Source organism: Robiginitalea insularis (assembly GCF_052497835.1).
On record NZ_CP199296.1, the window covers coordinates 869,997 to 885,026 of the forward strand.

Annotated in this window: 15 protein-coding genes; 7 read left to right on the forward strand and 8 right to left on the reverse strand. The window is 48.2% G+C overall.

All coding sequences use genetic code 11. The features are described from left to right. The first annotated feature begins 17 nt into the window (after positions 1–17). Complete coding sequence (locus ACT6NV_RS03945) at positions 18–455, forward strand: aspartyl protease family protein (RefSeq protein ID WP_445385966.1); 438 nt, start codon at positions 18–20, stop codon at positions 453–455. A gap of 26 nt (positions 456–481) precedes the next feature. Here the strand turns inward: ACT6NV_RS03945 and odhB are convergent, their stop codons facing one another. Both odhB and ACT6NV_RS03955 read right to left on the reverse strand, forming a co-directional pair. Next, on the reverse strand, positions 482–1,729 hold the full coding sequence (gene odhB, locus ACT6NV_RS03950) for a 2-oxoglutarate dehydrogenase complex dihydrolipoyllysine-residue succinyltransferase (protein ID WP_445385967.1): 1,248 nt from the start codon (positions 1,727–1,729) through the stop codon (positions 482–484). Between the two features lie 35 nt (positions 1,730–1,764). Then, positions 1,765–4,581, reverse strand: a complete 2,817-nt coding sequence (locus tag ACT6NV_RS03955) for a 2-oxoglutarate dehydrogenase E1 component (protein WP_445385968.1) — start codon at positions 4,579–4,581, stop codon at positions 1,765–1,767. 101 nt (positions 4,582–4,682) lie between these two features. Here ACT6NV_RS03955 and ACT6NV_RS03960 point away from each other — a divergent pair, with 101 nt between their 5' ends. Next, a complete protein-coding gene (locus ACT6NV_RS03960) occupies positions 4,683–4,943 on the forward strand; it encodes a hypothetical protein (protein WP_445385969.1) in 261 nt (86 codons plus the stop codon). Further along, positions 4,900–5,211, forward strand: a complete 312-nt coding sequence (locus tag ACT6NV_RS03965; RefSeq protein ID WP_445385970.1) for a hypothetical protein — start codon at positions 4,900–4,902, stop codon at positions 5,209–5,211. The genes ACT6NV_RS03960 and ACT6NV_RS03965 overlap by 44 nt, the downstream gene beginning before the upstream one ends. A gap of 2 nt (positions 5,212–5,213) precedes the next feature. Here the strand turns inward: ACT6NV_RS03965 and ACT6NV_RS03970 are convergent, their stop codons facing one another. From ACT6NV_RS03970 to ACT6NV_RS03985, 4 genes are all read right to left on the reverse strand, one after another. Continuing rightward, positions 5,214–5,576 carry a hypothetical protein gene (locus ACT6NV_RS03970; RefSeq protein ID WP_445385971.1) on the reverse strand — a complete coding sequence of 121 codons (363 nt, stop codon included), beginning with the start codon at positions 5,574–5,576 and terminating at the stop codon, positions 5,214–5,216. 31 nt (positions 5,577–5,607) lie between these two features. Further along, positions 5,608–6,885: an amidohydrolase family protein gene (locus ACT6NV_RS03975; RefSeq protein ID WP_445385972.1), complete on the reverse strand. Its 1,278-nt coding sequence runs from the start codon at positions 6,883–6,885 to the stop codon at positions 5,608–5,610. 21 nt (positions 6,886–6,906) lie between these two features. Continuing rightward, on the reverse strand, positions 6,907–7,938 hold the full coding sequence (gene galE / locus ACT6NV_RS03980) for a UDP-glucose 4-epimerase GalE (protein WP_445385973.1): 1,032 nt from the start codon (positions 7,936–7,938) through the stop codon (positions 6,907–6,909). A gap of 69 nt (positions 7,939–8,007) precedes the next feature. Beyond that, a complete protein-coding gene (locus ACT6NV_RS03985) occupies positions 8,008–9,162 on the reverse strand; it encodes a DegT/DnrJ/EryC1/StrS family aminotransferase (protein ID WP_445385974.1) in 1,155 nt (384 codons plus the stop codon). Positions 9,163–9,255: 93 nt separating this feature from the next. On the opposite strand from ACT6NV_RS03985, the gene ACT6NV_RS03990 reads away from it, so the two are divergent. From ACT6NV_RS03990 to ACT6NV_RS04005, 4 genes are all read left to right on the forward strand, one after another. Continuing rightward, on the forward strand, positions 9,256–10,497 hold the full coding sequence (locus tag ACT6NV_RS03990) for a 3-deoxy-D-manno-octulosonic acid transferase (protein WP_445385975.1): 1,242 nt from the start codon (positions 9,256–9,258) through the stop codon (positions 10,495–10,497). Positions 10,498–10,512: 15 nt separating this feature from the next. After that, on the forward strand, positions 10,513–10,719 hold the full coding sequence (locus tag ACT6NV_RS03995) for a hypothetical protein (protein WP_445385976.1): 207 nt from the start codon (positions 10,513–10,515) through the stop codon (positions 10,717–10,719). A 62-nt stretch (positions 10,720–10,781) separates the two neighbouring features. Continuing rightward, the gene (locus tag ACT6NV_RS04000; protein ID WP_445385977.1) at positions 10,782–12,110 is read left to right on the forward strand and encodes a sugar porter family MFS transporter; all 1,329 of its coding nucleotides are present in this window, start codon (positions 10,782–10,784) and stop codon (positions 12,108–12,110) included. Between the two features lie 185 nt (positions 12,111–12,295). After that, a complete protein-coding gene (locus tag ACT6NV_RS04005) occupies positions 12,296–12,424 on the forward strand; it encodes a hypothetical protein (RefSeq protein WP_445385978.1) in 129 nt (42 codons plus the stop codon). Between the two features lie 90 nt (positions 12,425–12,514). On the opposite strand, the gene ACT6NV_RS04010 is transcribed toward ACT6NV_RS04005, so the two are convergent. After that, positions 12,515–13,981 carry a deoxyribodipyrimidine photo-lyase/cryptochrome family protein gene (locus ACT6NV_RS04010; RefSeq protein ID WP_445385979.1) on the reverse strand — a complete coding sequence of 489 codons (1,467 nt, stop codon included), beginning with the start codon at positions 13,979–13,981 and terminating at the stop codon, positions 12,515–12,517. A gap of 91 nt (positions 13,982–14,072) precedes the next feature. Beyond that, positions 14,073–15,026 carry an L-threonylcarbamoyladenylate synthase gene (locus ACT6NV_RS04015; RefSeq protein ID WP_445385980.1) on the reverse strand — a complete coding sequence of 318 codons (954 nt, stop codon included), beginning with the start codon at positions 15,024–15,026 and terminating at the stop codon, positions 14,073–14,075. Positions 15,027–15,030 lie beyond the last annotated feature (4 nt).

A 15,030-nucleotide genomic window follows, 5' to 3' on the forward strand; every position in this document is an offset into this window, starting at 1 on the left:
CTTTGTCAAAAAATGATATGGCATCGCTGAAAAAGCACTTGCTGAAAAAAGGATATACGGCAATACCCCTCAGGCGTACCAATACTGAACATTTTGAAGTGGATGTGGTCCTTAATGGGGTTGCGGGAAGATTTATATTAGATACTGGGGCTTCCAATACCTGTGTGGGTTTTGAAGGAATTGAAACCTTCGAACTACGGTCCGAAACTTCAGAAATAAAGGCTGCAGGAGCCGGGGCTGTTGACATGGAGACCCTTATTTCGACCAAAAATACCCTGGAGGTGGCCGGATGGAAAAAGAAAAAATTAAAGATTGTACTTTTTGATCTAAGCCATGTCAATCAGGCACTCACCGCACATAAGGCCGTTGCTGTTGACGGTATCATTGGCGCAGACGTGCTGAGAAAAGGCAAAGCGGTTATTGACTACAAAAAGTGCCGGCTATTTTTGAAGTAGCAAAAAAATAAATATTTATTCAAACACTATAATTCAAGGGCCTTCTCCAGGTTCCCATCCATCAGGTGCTCTACAGGATTCTCTACCGCTTCCTTAACCGCTACCAGGAATCCTACAGACTCCTTTCCATCTATAATTCGATGGTCATAGGAAAGCGCTACATACATAACAGGGGCTATCGCAATAGCATCATTCCTTACAATAGGGCGGTCCACAATATTATGCATCCCAAGGATACCACTTTGGGGCGGGTTGATTATTGGAGTTGAAAGCATGGATCCGAATACCCCGCCATTTGAAATTGTAAAGGTTCCTCCGGTCATTTCATCAACTGTTATCTGCCCGTCCCTTGCGCGAAGCGCCAGCCTTTTAACCTCGGCTTCTATTCCTCGAAAACTCAGGTTTTCAGCGTTTCGGATAACCGGAACCATCAGGCCCTTAGGCCCGGACACGGCAATACTGATATCACAATAATCGTAGCTGATCATCTCCTTCCCGTCTATCATAGAATTGACTGCCGGATACATCTGAAGGGCCCTGATGACAGCTTTGGTAAAGAAAGACATAAAGCCCAGACTAACGCCGTGTTTTTCCTTAAAGGCTTCTTTATGCGCTTCCCTGATTTCAAAAATTGCAGACATATCCACCTCATTAAAGGTGGTGAGCATGGCCGTTTCGTTCTTCGCAGAAACGAGTCGTTCTGCTACCTTGCGACGCAACATAGAAAGCTTGGTGCGGGATTCCCCTCTTGATCCGGACCCCGGACTACCCATTGAGGGAACAGCCTTTACCGCATCTTCTTTGGTGATCCGCCCATCCTTGCCCGATCCGGACACTTCAGAAGCATCCACGCCTTTTTCATCCATTATTTTCCGAGCTGCCGGGGAGGCCGTTCCGCTTGCATAGGTTTTTTTCTTTTCCTCCTTTTGCGGTTTACTTTTTTCAGTATCTCCCGAAGCATCTTTCTTGTCTTCTTTTTTGGCTTCCTGCTTTTCCTCTGAAGCCTTCCCGGGCTTCGAACCCCCTTCAGGCTTCTCCGCACTGGTATCGATAAGGCAAACTACTTCACCTACGGCAACTGCATCTCCCACTTCCGCCTTAAGGGTGATAATTCCACTTTCCTCCGCAGGAAGTTCCAGGGTGGCCTTATCTGAATCTACCTCAGCTATTGCCTGGTCCTTTTCAACATAATCTCCATCGGCTACCAGCCATTCGGCAATTTCAACTTCTGTAATGGATTCCCCGGGTGAGGGAACTTTCATCTCTAAAATCATGCACTCTGGGTTATAGTTATTCTAACTCTTGTTTTTTATTTCGATGCTTCCGCAGGCTGTTTCGGCCTGGTCATATTGTCTTTACTTTTGTCAAATACATAGTCAATGACTTGCTGGTGACGCATTTTTGACCGAACAGCGCTTCCGGCAGCCGGAGACGCATAGAACCTTCTGGAGGCTACCCGTAAACGGGATGCTTCGCTGAAATGCATCATCATATGGCTCCAGGCTCCCATATTTCGGGGTTCTTCCTGTGCCCATACAATATCATCCGCCTTTTTGTATTTTTCCATAATCTCCTTCATCTGCTCTGAAGGTAAGGGGAATAATTGTTCGATGCGCACCAGGGCCACATCGTCCCGCTCAAGTTCCTCCCTGGCCGCCAGCAAATCGTAATAGAATTTTCCGGTACAAAAGACCAGTGACTTTATTTTATCCACTTCCGCTTCTGTATCGTCTATGACTTCCTGGAAGTGTCCTTCTGCCAATTCCTGTACTGATGAAACACATTTGGGGTGCCGCAACAGGCTTTTTGGAGTAAACACAATAAGCGGTTTACGATAGTTTACCAGCATTTGCCGACGCAACAGGTGGAATAGATTTGCAGGGGTGCTGCAATCTGCCACGAACATATTATCGCGTGCGCAGAGCTGCAGGTAACGCTCCATACGGGCAGAGGAGTGTTCGGCACCCTGTCCTTCGTACCCATGAGGGAGTAGCATCACCAGTCCATTCTGAATTTTCCACTTGTCTTCAGCTGCAGAAATATATTGGTCGATCATGATCTGGGCCCCATTGCTAAAGTCTCCGAACTGAGCCTCCCAAATGGTGAGGGTCCCCGGACTGGCCATGGCATACCCATAATCAAATCCTACCACCCCGTATTCTGAGAGCAGGGAATTATATATCTGGAATTTTCCCTGATCCTCAGAGAGGTGGTTAAGGAGCAATACTTCTTCTTCACTCTCCTCTACCTTCATTACCGCGTGGCGATGGGAAAAGGTTCCCCGTTCCACATCCTGTCCGGACATGCGGACGTCAAAGCCAGCCTGCAGCAAGGAACCGTAGGCGAGTAATTCCCCCATGGCCCAGTCCAGCTTGTCGGTTTCATAAAACATTTTACGCCGGTCTGCCACAAGTTTTTCTACCTTGCGCAGAAACTTTTTATTCTTGGGCAATTCAGTAATCACACTGGCAATTTCTTCCAGCTTCTCCCTAGGGATGCTGGTGTCTACCCGTTCCATCATTTCCCATTCCCGTGCATTCTCGAAACCTTTCCATTCATCCTCCATGAAAGGGGTAATCACGGTTTTATCTTCTTTTCGGGAATCCTCAAGCTTTTCTTCCAGGCTGGCGCGGTAATCGGCCTCTAATTTGCCCACGTAGTCCTCATCGATAACCCCTTCAGAAATCAGCTTTTCCGCATAGATATCCCTGGGGTTTTTATGCTTTGATATGGCCTTGTACAGCTTGGGCTGGGTAAAGCGGGGTTCGTCTCCTTCGTTGTGGCCGTATTTGCGATAGCCCAATAAATCAAGGAAAACGTCCCTTTGAAACCGCATGCGGTATTCCAGGGCAAAAAGTGCGGCATGCACCACTGCTTCCGCATCATCCGCATTGACATGTAGTACCGGGCTAAGGGTAACTTTTCCCACATCCGTACAATAAGTGGACGAGCGCCCGTCCAGGTAATTGGTAGTGAACCCTATCTGATTATTGACAACCATATGGATGGTCCCTCCGGTTCCATAGCCATCCAGACTGGCCATCTGAACCACCTCATAGGCAATCCCCTGTCCGGCAATGGCAGCATCTCCGTGAACTACAATTGGCAGCACATTGCTTACATTGTCCGGGCAATGAGCATCCTGTTTGGCCCTGGTAATTCCCTCCACTACAGCTCCTACCGTCTCCAGGTGCGATGGATTAGGGGCAATATTCATATTGATGCGGGCCCCGGAATCGGTTTTGCGTTCGGAGGTCCAGCCCAAATGATATTTTACATCCCCGTCAAAGATCTCCTGTTCGTAATCCTTACCGTCAAATTCACTGAAAATATCCTTGGCTGATTTCCCGAAGATATTGGTAAGCACATTTAAACGACCCCTGTGGGCCATTCCCATGACAAATTCTTTTACCCCCATTTCAGCCGCCCGTTCCACAATGGTATCAAGGGCCGGGATCAGCGATTCGTTCCCTTCCAGAGAAAATCGTTTTTGCCCAACGTATTTCGTGTGCAGGAAGGCTTCAAAGGATACGGCCTCATTCAATTTCCGCAGGATGTGTTTCTTGGTATCCGCATTGAAATTCGGGTGGTTGTCATTTACGTTCAGCCAGTCCTGTATCCACTGCACCCGTTCAGGGCTTCGGATATACATATATTCCACACCTATGGCATCGCAATAGATGCTTTGCAGGTGGTCAATGATATTTCGTAAAGTGCTCGGGCCAATCCCTAGGATCTGCCCAGCACTGAAGGTTACCTCCATATCGGAATCAACCAGGCCAAAATTCTCAATGTCCAGAGTTGGGGAATAACTTCTCCTTTCCCTTACCGGGTTTGTTTTTGTAAATAAATGACCCCTGCTGCGATAGCCATCGATCAGGCGGACAACCTGGAATTCTTTTTGCAGGGTCTCAGGCATAGAGCTTACCGCCCCGTCACCATGGCGTACCAGCCCGGACAGGGCATCGATGTCCAGATCTTCCAGGGCGCTTTCGGTCCCGAAATCAAATCCCTGGAAAAAAGCCCTCCAACTGGGCTCTACACTGTCCGGATGCGTTCGGTAACGGTCGTATAGGTCTGAAAAAAAAGCGGTGTGAGCCGCGTTTAAAAAGGAATATTTGTCCATCGAAAAGCTGGTAAAACTCGCTTAAAATAATTTATCAAAAATACAATTTTTCAGATGTATAGAGTAACTTGGAGAGGTATTTTAAGCAAAACTGTTGCAGTATGGCCCCATTTAAGACCATTCTTCCAAAAAATCGGCACTTTTTTGTGTTTTTAGTGCTGATTTGCCTGACTGCGCCATCCCTGCTTCCGTCCCAAAGAGCATCTTTCGGTTCCAAACTGCAGTATGGGGGCGGATTGGGTCTTAGTTTTGGACGGGATGCCTATTCTGTTAACCTGGCTCCCAGCGCCATCTATCCGGCTAGTGAGGAAATAGCCATTGGATTGGGGGGTCAGTTTTTCAAGCTCGAAATTTGGCGATGACAAGCTGCTCGCTTACGGAGGAAGCCTGATAAGCCTTTTTAATCCCATTCCGCAATTACAGACTTCCCTTGAATTTGAACAGCTGCGCGTACGTTTTGATTACAATAATGACGGGTTTCGGGAAAAGTACTGGCTGCCTGCCTTATATGCCGGGCTTGGATACCGCTCCGGAAATGTGACTGTGGGCATTCGATACGACCTTTTATTCAATGAAAACCGCAGCCTGTATGCGGATCCGTGGGCCCCTTTCCTCCGTTTTTACTTCTGAGGTCAGGGTTTGTAATGCCGCCGGGTCCATACCTTTAACCATTCCCTTTGCAGTATTTTAAAGGTAATTTGCTCTGAAGCCTCTACTGCATCTGAGGGAGTGAAATTCCTGAATGCCCGTTCGGGTATATCCATGGCATACATCAGGGTCAGGTATTGGTCAAAGTTTTCGAGCAACAAACGGTAAATGAGTTCTTTCAGGTAATCCGTCAATTCACCGGCCATGGGTTCGGGCTCCAGCTTCAGAGTAAATGAAATCCCGGCCCGGTTTACGTCTTTTTTCAGCTGAAACAAGAGTTCTTCGTACATTTCCTGTTGCCCGGCATAGGCCAGCAACTCTGCACTATTGTCAAACTCCTTTCTCATTTGATCAGCGGCTGTCTGTAACCCTATGGGCTCAGTTCTTGTAGATCTTTCCGTCTTTCATGACGAACTGTACCTTTGCCAGCAGGCCTACATCTTCCAGCGGGTTACCTTCAACTGCAATGATATCCGCCAAAAAGCCGGATTTAAGTTGTCCGAGGGAATCCCCCATTCCCAACAGCTTTGAATTGGTAATGGTGGCAGCCCGGATAGCAGCCTCTGCAGGCATTCCAGCCTCAACCATATAGGCGAATTCCCCTGCATTTTCCCCATGCGGGAATACTCCCGCGTCGGTTCCAAAAGCAATCGGGACGCCTTTTTTGTAGGCCCTGGAAAAGGTATCCTGGATGAGCGGGCCAATTTCTTTTGCTTTTTTGGCAACTACCGCAGGAAAATACCCTGGGATTTCAGCATTGCGCGCCGCTTCTTTCCCCGCAGAGATGGTTGGGACCATGTATACGCCGTACTGCTTCATCAGTTCCATGGTTTCTTCACTCATCATGGTACCGTGCTCAATGGTATTGATCCCTCCTTTTATCGCCCGCTGCATCCCTTCATCCCCATGGGCGTGTGCGGCAGAAAGCATTCCGTAATCCCTTGCGGTCTGTGTGATCGCCTTGATTTCCTCTATGGTAAATTGTGGATTTTGCCCGTTTTTGGCTACGCTGAGCACCCCTCCTGTAGCTGTAATTTTTATCACATCCGCTCCTTCCTTATAACGTTGCCGCACCGCTTTTCTTCCGTCTTCCGGGGAATTAACGACCCCTTCCTTTGGTCCGGGATCTCCCATGAGGTCATAACCCCGGCCATTGGTCGGGTCTGCATGCCCGCCTGTAGTGGCGATGGCTTTTCCAGCTGTAAAGATCCTTGGGCCGGGGGTCAGACCCCTGGCTATCGCTTTTCGCAGGGCAATGTTTACCCCGGATCCTCCCAGGTCACGGACGGTGGTGAATCCGGCCATCAGCGTGCGTTCTGCATAAACTGCAGCTTCAAAGGCAACATCTGCCGGGTTAGCCGTAAACTGTTTGATATAGCGATCAGGGCTGGATTGTCCTTCAATGTGAACATGCATATCGATCAGCCCGGGCAGTACTGTAAAGGCTCTCAGATCTATCACCTGGTCCTGATCCGACCCCTTTGTAAAACCATTTTCTACCGCAACGATACGGTTATCAGAAATTACCAGGGTTTTCTCGTTTTGCAGTTTTCCACTAGCCACGTCCAGCAAGCTGCCGCACTGTAAGTAGGTTTGCTGTCCGAAGGACAAAATGCTTGCCCATAACATCAAGAATAGGATGCGGTATTTTTTCATAGTGTTCTCGTTTAAGTTGTTCTAAATTTCAGGTGTTTCCTGGCGGATCTTTTGTTCCCACTGCCAGGCCGATTTCATGGCATCATCAAGGGTGGATTTAGCCTTCCACCCGAGCACATCATTTGCCTTTGAAGTATCTGCATAGGCGGTTGTAATATCCCCGGGCCGCCGGCCTACTATTTTGTAGTTCAGCTTTTTTCCGGAAACCCGTTCAAAACTTTGAATGACCTCCAGAACGGAACTGCCAGTGCCCGTACCAATGTTAAATACTTCATAGTTACCTTGTTGCTTCTCCTGAAGCAAGCGCTCAAGGGCTACCACATGTGCTTTTGCCAGATCCACCACATGGATGTAATCTCGTATACAGGTGCCGTCGGGAGTAGGATAATCATCTCCAAAAACGGATAGCTCCTTGCGAAGCCCTGCAGCGGTCTGGGTGATAAAAGGTACCAGGTTCTGGGGTACCCCAATGGGCAACTCACCAATCTCGGTTGAAGGATGGGCCCCGATCGGGTTAAAATACCTCAGAGCAATGGCCCTGAAGTTATCCTGAACCCGGCAGGTATCCCGTATGATCTCCTCTCCTATCTGCTTGGTATTCCCGTAAGGTGATTCTGCCGGCTTTACCGGGGCCTGCTCGGTGATGGGCATCTCGTCTGCTTGCCCGTACACCGTACAAGAGGAGCTAAAAATAAAATGCGCCTGCTCTTTCTTAACCAGTTGCTGCAGCAAATAAACCAGGGAACTCAAGTTGTTTTCGTAATATTTCAGGGGTTGCTCTACACTTTCTCCCACCGCCTTGGAGGCAGCAAAATGGATTACCCCACAAACCTCCGGATAGGCCCTGAAGAAACCCTCCACAGCATCGCGATCCCTTAAATCCATCTTTTCAAAAGCGGGCCGTTTGCCGGTTATGGCCGTAATCCGGTCCAGCACCTCTTCCGAGGCATTGGAACAATCGTCGATAATGACCACATCATGTCCTGCCTCCTGTAATTCTACAACGGTATGGGATCCTATAAACCCCAGTCCTCCCGTTACAAGTATTTGCATAGTATTTTATTAAAGCGACCGCATGTTACGCCAGGCGGCAGAAAATCCCAAAAACTTTAGACAAAGTTGCTATTGATCCAGATAATGCAACACGGTTTGGGTAATATGTTTCAATTGTTCCTCGTCCAGTTCAGTATGCATTGGCAGGGAAATGACCTCCTCACTGAGCTGGTTGGTTACCGGAAAATCAGCCTCCCTGTAGCGGGAATCCTGATAGGCTTTCTGGCGATGCAGGGGGATGGGATAATAGATCCCAAAGGGGATCCCTTTTTCAGCAAGTTCTGCGGCCAGCCCATCTCGCTTGCCTCCTCCAACTTTGAGGGTATATTGGTGGAATACATGGCAATCACAGGTGTCGCAAATCCCCTCGCAGTTTCGGACCGTCTTTGGAACCGTCAGCAGGGGGTGTGCCCTGAAAGCCTTGTTGTAATACCGGGCAGCATCCCGTCGCCGTTCACAATAGCGGTCCAGATGGGGTAGTTTCGCTCGCAAAACTGCCGCCTGCAGGGAATCCAGGCGCGAATTAACCCCTATTACATCGTGATGATAACGCTCGTACATACCGTGATTCACGATTCCCCTGATATAATGAGCCAGGTCGTCATCATCGGTGAAAATTGCTCCTCCATCCCCATAGCATCCGAGATTTTTAGAAGGGAAAAATGAAGTGGCACCTACATGGCCCAATGTCCCTGCTTTCTTTTTGCTGCCATCGGGAAACTGATAATCTGCACCAATGGCCTGTGCATTGTCTTCAATAACCCAGAGATCGTGTTTTTGGGCGATCTTCAGAATCGCATCCATATCTGCACACTGTCCGAAAAGATGCACCGGTACAATGGCCCTGGTCTTAGGAGTTATGGCTTTTTCAATGGCCTTGGGATCAATATTGAAGGTTTCCGGGTCTACATCAACCAAAACAGGGGTTAATTGTAAGAGGGCAATAACCTCCACGGTGGCGGCAAAGGTGAAATCGGCCGTAATTACCTCATCTCCGGGTTTAAGCCCCAGCCCCATCATGGCAATCTGCAGGGCATCCGTACCATTGGCACAGGGAATAACGTGTTTTACGCCCAGATACGTTTCGAGGTCTTTCTGAAAATTTTGAACCTCAGGACCGTTAATAAAGGCAGCACTTTCTAAAATGTCGTCAAAGGAATTTCTTATCTGATCTTTAATGTCCTGATATTGATTCACCAGGTCCACCATTTGGATTTTTCGCATAGCAGAAGATTCTTCTCACAAACTTACAAAATAAAGGAGCCCTCAACAATGAATTAATCAAAGAAGCGTATTTTAGCGCAAAACCCTGTACCGTTGTTTTTTCTATACGATCTGGCCGTTCGATTCTCCGCATTTATCCTGAGAATTCTCGCATTCTTTTCTCCAAAAATAAACTTGTTTGTCAAGGGCAGGCAGCATACGGCTGGCATATTAAAAAACTTCAGGGAACCGGAAAAAAAGCTTATCTGGATGCATACGGCTTCCCTTGGGGAGTTCGAACAGGGATTGCCGGTTCTGGAATCACTTCAGCAGGAATACCCACACTACCAGTTTTTAGTCAGCTTTTTCTCTCCTTCGGGCTATGAAGTGAAAAAGGGTAAGGTTAAGGGAGCTTACACCTGTTACCTGCCACTAGACCAGCAAAGTAAGGTTAAGCAGTTTCTGGACACCATAAAACCGGAGATAGCCATCTTTGTCAAATATGAGGTCTGGCCCAATTACTTTAGGGAATTACAGCACAGACAAATCCCGCTTATTCTGGTTTCTGCCATATTCCGGGAGAACCAGATATACTTTAAATGGTACGGCTACTTTATGCGTAAAATCCTGGATAGTGTGTCTCATTTTTACCTGCAGGATAAACGGTCTGCTGAATTACTGCAGGGAATTGGTATTCAAAACCTGAGTGTAAGCGGGGATACCCGTTTTGACCGGGTTTATAAAATCCGCAAGCAGCATACATCACTTGATTTCATGGAACGCTTTAAAGGCAATCGCTTTTGCCTGGTAATGGGCAGCAGCTGGCCGGAAGATGAAGCCCTGTTGCCGCCATTGCTGGAAGCTTCTGATATAGAAAACCTTTGCCTGGTTATTGCCCCGCATAAAACGGATTCAAAAACCATTGAGAAGCTACACCGCAATTTGGGTGCGCAGGCTGTCCGGTATTCCCAGAGAGAAGATATGGATTTAGAAGCTGCCAGAATACTCATTGTTGATACTATTGGCCTGCTTACAAAGATCTACGGCTATGCAGACCTTGCCTATGTGGGAGGGGGCTTTGCCACAGGTCTGCACAACACACTGGAACCTGCGGTTTATGGTATTCCGGTTCTTTGCGGGCCTCAATACGAAGGTTTTAAAGAGGCTGAAGACCTGGTAAGACTTGGGGGAATCAGGGTCATAGGCCATGCTTCGGAATTTAAAGATGCTGTTCTGGAATTTTTGAATAGTCCGGCAAAAAAGGAAGAAATCGGCAGTATAAATCTCAATTATATTACAGAAAACAAGGGGGCCGGCATCCGAATCATAGGCGGGATTCGTACTTTATTAAATTGATCACCCCCCAAATTCATGAAATACACCATTTGCCTGATGGCTTCCCTCCTTTTTTGCCTGGTCCTCAGTAGTTGTCTGCAACGGGAGAAAAGCCAGGCACCTGCCCTGGATTCCAAACCCATTCCGGATACAGCAGAATTCCGACAGTATCCCAGACCGCAAATCCCGGATACCAAAAAGAAGCAAGACTCGCTCCGTGCTGTATTGGCCCAGCGGAATTAAAGCAAGTATTAATCCATTAGTTTTTTTTGGCTAGCTTTAACGGGACCAAACCTTTCCCGCTTATGAGCGCCAAGATCTTCCGTATTTCCCTCATAGCAGCTTTAGCAGGCTTCCTTTTTGGATTCGACACAGTGGTAATCAGTGGGGCAGAAAAGAAATTGCAATTCTTATGGGAAACTTCAGATGCTTTCCATGGAACTGTCGTTATTGGCATGGCCCTTTTCGGAACTGTTTTAGGGGCTATTTTCGGAGGGATCCCCACAAATAAGCTGGGTCGAAAAAAAACGCTGATCCTGATCGGGCTTTTGTATACGGTTTCCGCTTTGGGTTCTGCCCTTTCAAATGACCCTGTAACTTTTGGAATCTTCCGCTTTATCGGGGGGATAGGCATCGGGGCATCAACAGTTGCTGCGCCTTCCTATATTTCTGAGATCGCACCCGCCCGAAACAGGGGAAAACTGGTTGGTATGTACCAATTTAATATTGTTTTTGGTATCCTTATTGCTTTTTTCTCGAATTACCTGCTGAACGGTATCAGCGAGAATGACTGGAGATGGATGGTTGGAGTAGAAGCCATCCCGGCCTTTATCTATACCGTTTTTGCCTTAGGGATCCCAAAAAGTCCCAGATGGTTATTAACCCGTGGAAGGGAGGCCGAAGCTTCTGCTATCCTGGACCGCCTGGGGCTGGAAGTAACCATAGACCAGATTAAGGAAGATATGCTGCAAAGCCAAATGGCCAGCAAAAAGTCTGAAACGATCTTCATAAAAAAATATCGTTTTCCACTGATCCTGGCATTCCTGATAGCGTTCTTTAACCAGTTCTCAGGGATTAATGCCTTCCTGTACTACGCCCCGAGGATCTTTGAGGCCGCTGGCCTCGGTGAAGATACGGCCCTGCTCAGCAGTATTGGTATTGGTTTTACCAACCTGGTCTTCACCCTTTTTGGGATCTACCTGATTGATCGGCTCGGACGCAGGCAGCTCATGTATTTCGGGTCTTTCGGATATATAATTTCCCTGACCCTTGTAGCCATGGCCTTTTTGCTCAACTGGACCGGCCTGATGGTCCCCACCTTCCTCTTTCTCTTTATTGCCGCTCACGCCATCGGGCAGGGGGCTGTAATCTGGGTGTTTATCTCAGAGGTTTTCCCCAATCACCTGCGCGCCTCCGGACAGGCATTTGGCTCTTCGGTGCATTGGATCCTTGCCTGGTTGATCCCTTCCTCTATACCCGTCTTATTTAGCTGGATCGGACCCGGGCCCGTCTTTGGCTTCTTTGCCTTTATGATGGTCCTTCAATTGCTGTTTGTTCATTTTATGATGCCGGAAACCAAGGGGGTTTCCCTGGAAGAATTAAGCAAAAAACTCACCGGCAGGAACGCATCCTGAACACGCTCTAATTACTGAATCAAAAAAGCCATCAGACTTTCCGGGAGCATTTTTCGGACGTTTATCGGAAGATTTGCGTGTTTTGTCCGGGGGCCCGGCATACCCGTATACATTGATCGAAATCCTGACAGAATCCGGCTTTAGTTGCCCTGCTTTTTAGTATATTGTATGAAATTATATGAATTATGGAAAGAGAAATATCCATAGGCACCCGTTTTCTGAATGGGTTCCTAAGTGTTATGGTCGTGGTTTTGATACTGGTGCTGGCTGCTGTGGTAGTGTGCCTGATCCTTGCCGCTTTTGGCGTATTTTAACCGGTCTTTCCCCAAACATGACAAATCTTTTGAAGTTTTGAATAACTTCTAACCTCAGCAAAAACATCCCTCCATTGGAGGGTTTTTTGTTTAGCGGGATTGCGGAATACTGTGCTTTTTAAGGATGCGTATCTTTTCCTTTTCACCATAGTGAGACTTCCTTTGCCTGTAAAGTGCATCCAGAGCCCTGCTGCGGGTTTTGGCGATGTCCACAATTCGCTCCGGGTAATCTGCCCCATACTGAAAATTATAAAATTGCATTTCCATGGGCTGGATCTTCCAGGGTTCTATTGCCAAAGCCGGGGGCAGATTCCTCAATTCCGGAACGTACTTTTTTATAAAGATGGCTTCCGGGTCATGTTCTATGGCATTTTTGGTCGGATTGTATACCCTCAGGGTGTTGGTGCCTGTGAATCCGGCCTGCATTTGTAACTGTCCATAATGTATGCCGGGCTCAAAATCCAGGAATTGTCGCGCCAGCCAGTGACTCCCCTGGCTGAAATGCTGAAACAGGTGATGGGTTAGGAAAGAAACGACCATTGCCCTGAGCCGGAAATTGATGTACCCGGTCTGATGCACACAACGCATGGCGGCATCAATAAGCGGGTAACCGGTCTGGCCCCTTTCCCAGGCCGAAATATATTCAGCATTCACCGGTTGTTTTAAGGAAAGGAAGGCCCTGTTGACCGCTTCGAACTGCATTCGGGGCTCAGCTTCAAATTTTTGGATAAAGTGGCTCTGCCATCGGAGCCGGGAGCCAAAGGCCCTGGTTTGCTTCTGCCATTTCCCGCGGTCTTTGCAACCCTGCAATTGCTGGTAAACTTCACGGATGGAGAGGTTGCCCCATGCAAGGTAGGGAGACAGGCGGCTGCATCCGTTGCGCGAAGCTTCCGGTTTGGAAATAGCAGATGAATAATTAGCAATACGATTTGTAAGAAAACTGTTGAGGTACTTCAGCGCTGCTTTCCGGCCGCCTTTCTGGAAGCCGTGGTTCAAGGAGGGCAGGCCTGTAGACTCCCAGCCAGTTCCAATCTGATTGATTTCTGAAGGGTTGCATAAATGTGCCTGATCCCATCGGTCCATTTCTAAGGGCTGCCTCATGTAGGCATTCCAGTTTTCTACCCAACCTTCCCTGTCTGTGCTGCCACGACGCACTCCATTGTTCTGAAATTCCTTCCAGCTTATTCCCTGTTCACGGCAATATGTTGCAAATTCCAAGTCTCTGCTGTAAGTCAGGTCGATGCCTGTTTCCATATGGCTAAAGATGGTCTTGATTTCAAATGAACGGCTAAGGACCTTGAAAAAAGGAATTGCCTCCGCACGTACCTGTAAAATGGCTGTATTATATGAGGCCAATTGCTCCTGCAAATCCAAAAGGCTTTCCCGTATAAAATTCCAATGCCGCTGGCTATAGTGGGGATCCGCTTCCAGACTCGGTTCCAGCAGGTAAAGGAGCAATAATTTTTCCCCGGAGGCAACCGCACGGGCAAGCGCCTCATTGTCTTCCAAACGGAGGTCCCGCTTAAACCAAAAAATATTGCAACTGGGTTTGTTCATCTGTAGAAATACAAAAATAAGGCAGGAGGTGAGAGAGGCCAAACAAAGCAGTACAAGTCTCCAGGAAAGAATAAAGACCAGGGGCTATTTGCTATTTCCGATAATCATGGGCAGCCTTCCTAAGCCGGTCCATAATAGCTTTGCCGATCCCTTCTTCCGGAACGGCTTCAGCTACAATACAATCCAGCCCGGCATTTTCCATCTCATGCATGGCCCCAAACATCCTGGACGCATATTCTTTAAGGTCTGCCGTTTTAGTCAATCGGATAAATTTCGCATAGCGCTTATGCTCAGGCAGGGAATAGCTGATCAGCCCCGCTTTGGACCAATCCAGGGATTCTGCAAGTTCAGGACTGTACAAATAAAAGGGGGTCTCAGGGCTGTAGTGTGATTCCAGCATGCCGGGAGCGGGCAGGCCTTCTGCCAGTGGTGCCTTGGATTCAGGGATCACCCTGGCCAGGTCGGAAGCGGTAATTACACCCGGCCGCAGAATCTGGAAACCATCCGCATTGAGACGAATGATGGTAGATTCTATCCCTACCCTGGTGGGCCCTCCCTCCAGAATAAAATCAGCCTCGGGTAAATTCCTTTTAACGTGATGGGCTTCGGTAGGGCTGATCCTCCCAAACTTATTGGCGCTGGGCGCGGCAATCGGACATCCGGCTTCCCGGATGAGCTGCAGGGCTACCGGGTGGTTGGGCATACGGATTCCCACGGTTGGTAAACCCGAGGTTACTATATCGGGAATGAGTTCTTTTTTGGGCAATACCAGGGTCAGCGGCCCCGGCCAAAAAGCTTCGGCAAGTGTTCCAATCCGTTCATCTTTTGAAACTGCCAGTTTCGGCAACATGCCCAGGTCTGCAATATGAACGATGAGCGGATCAAAAGAAGGCCGTTCCTTTAGCTCGAAGATACGGGCAACCGCCAGCGGGTTCAGTGCGTCCGCGCCCAGTCCGTAAACGGTTTCTGTCGGAAATGCAACCACCCCGCCTTTCTGGATGCAACTGGCTGCTTTCTTTATGGAATCTGTTTCTGACAATGCCATTGTA

What these genes read in the sequence shown, in the direction of transcription:
- ACT6NV_RS03945 (WP_445385966.1), top strand. Translation starts at nt 18, where the DNA reads ATGGCATCGCTGAAAAAGCACTTGCTGAAAAAAGGATATACGGCAATA.
- odhB (WP_445385967.1), bottom strand. Translation starts at nt 1,729, where the DNA reads ATGATTTTAGAGATGAAAGTTCCCTCACCCGGGGAATCCATTACAGAA.
- ACT6NV_RS03955 (WP_445385968.1), bottom strand. Translation starts at nt 4,581, where the DNA reads ATGGACAAATATTCCTTTTTAAACGCGGCTCACACCGCTTTTTTTTCA.
- ACT6NV_RS03960 (WP_445385969.1), top strand. Translation starts at nt 4,683, where the DNA reads ATGGCCCCATTTAAGACCATTCTTCCAAAAAATCGGCACTTTTTTGTG.
- ACT6NV_RS03970 (WP_445385971.1), bottom strand. Translation starts at nt 5,576, where the DNA reads ATGAGAAAGGAGTTTGACAATAGTGCAGAGTTGCTGGCCTATGCCGGG.
- ACT6NV_RS03975 (WP_445385972.1), bottom strand. Translation starts at nt 6,885, where the DNA reads ATGAAAAAATACCGCATCCTATTCTTGATGTTATGGGCAAGCATTTTG.
- galE (WP_445385973.1), bottom strand. Translation starts at nt 7,938, where the DNA reads ATGCAAATACTTGTAACGGGAGGACTGGGGTTTATAGGATCCCATACC.
- ACT6NV_RS03985 (WP_445385974.1), bottom strand. Translation starts at nt 9,162, where the DNA reads ATGCGAAAAATCCAAATGGTGGACCTGGTGAATCAATATCAGGACATT.
- ACT6NV_RS03995 (WP_445385976.1), top strand. Translation starts at nt 10,513, where the DNA reads ATGAAATACACCATTTGCCTGATGGCTTCCCTCCTTTTTTGCCTGGTC.
- ACT6NV_RS04000 (WP_445385977.1), top strand. Translation starts at nt 10,782, where the DNA reads ATGAGCGCCAAGATCTTCCGTATTTCCCTCATAGCAGCTTTAGCAGGC.
- ACT6NV_RS04005 (WP_445385978.1), top strand. Translation starts at nt 12,296, where the DNA reads ATGGAAAGAGAAATATCCATAGGCACCCGTTTTCTGAATGGGTTCCTA.
- ACT6NV_RS04010 (WP_445385979.1), bottom strand. Translation starts at nt 13,981, where the DNA reads ATGAACAAACCCAGTTGCAATATTTTTTGGTTTAAGCGGGACCTCCGT.
- ACT6NV_RS04015 (WP_445385980.1), bottom strand. Translation starts at nt 15,026, where the DNA reads ATGGCATTGTCAGAAACAGATTCCATAAAGAAAGCAGCCAGTTGCATC.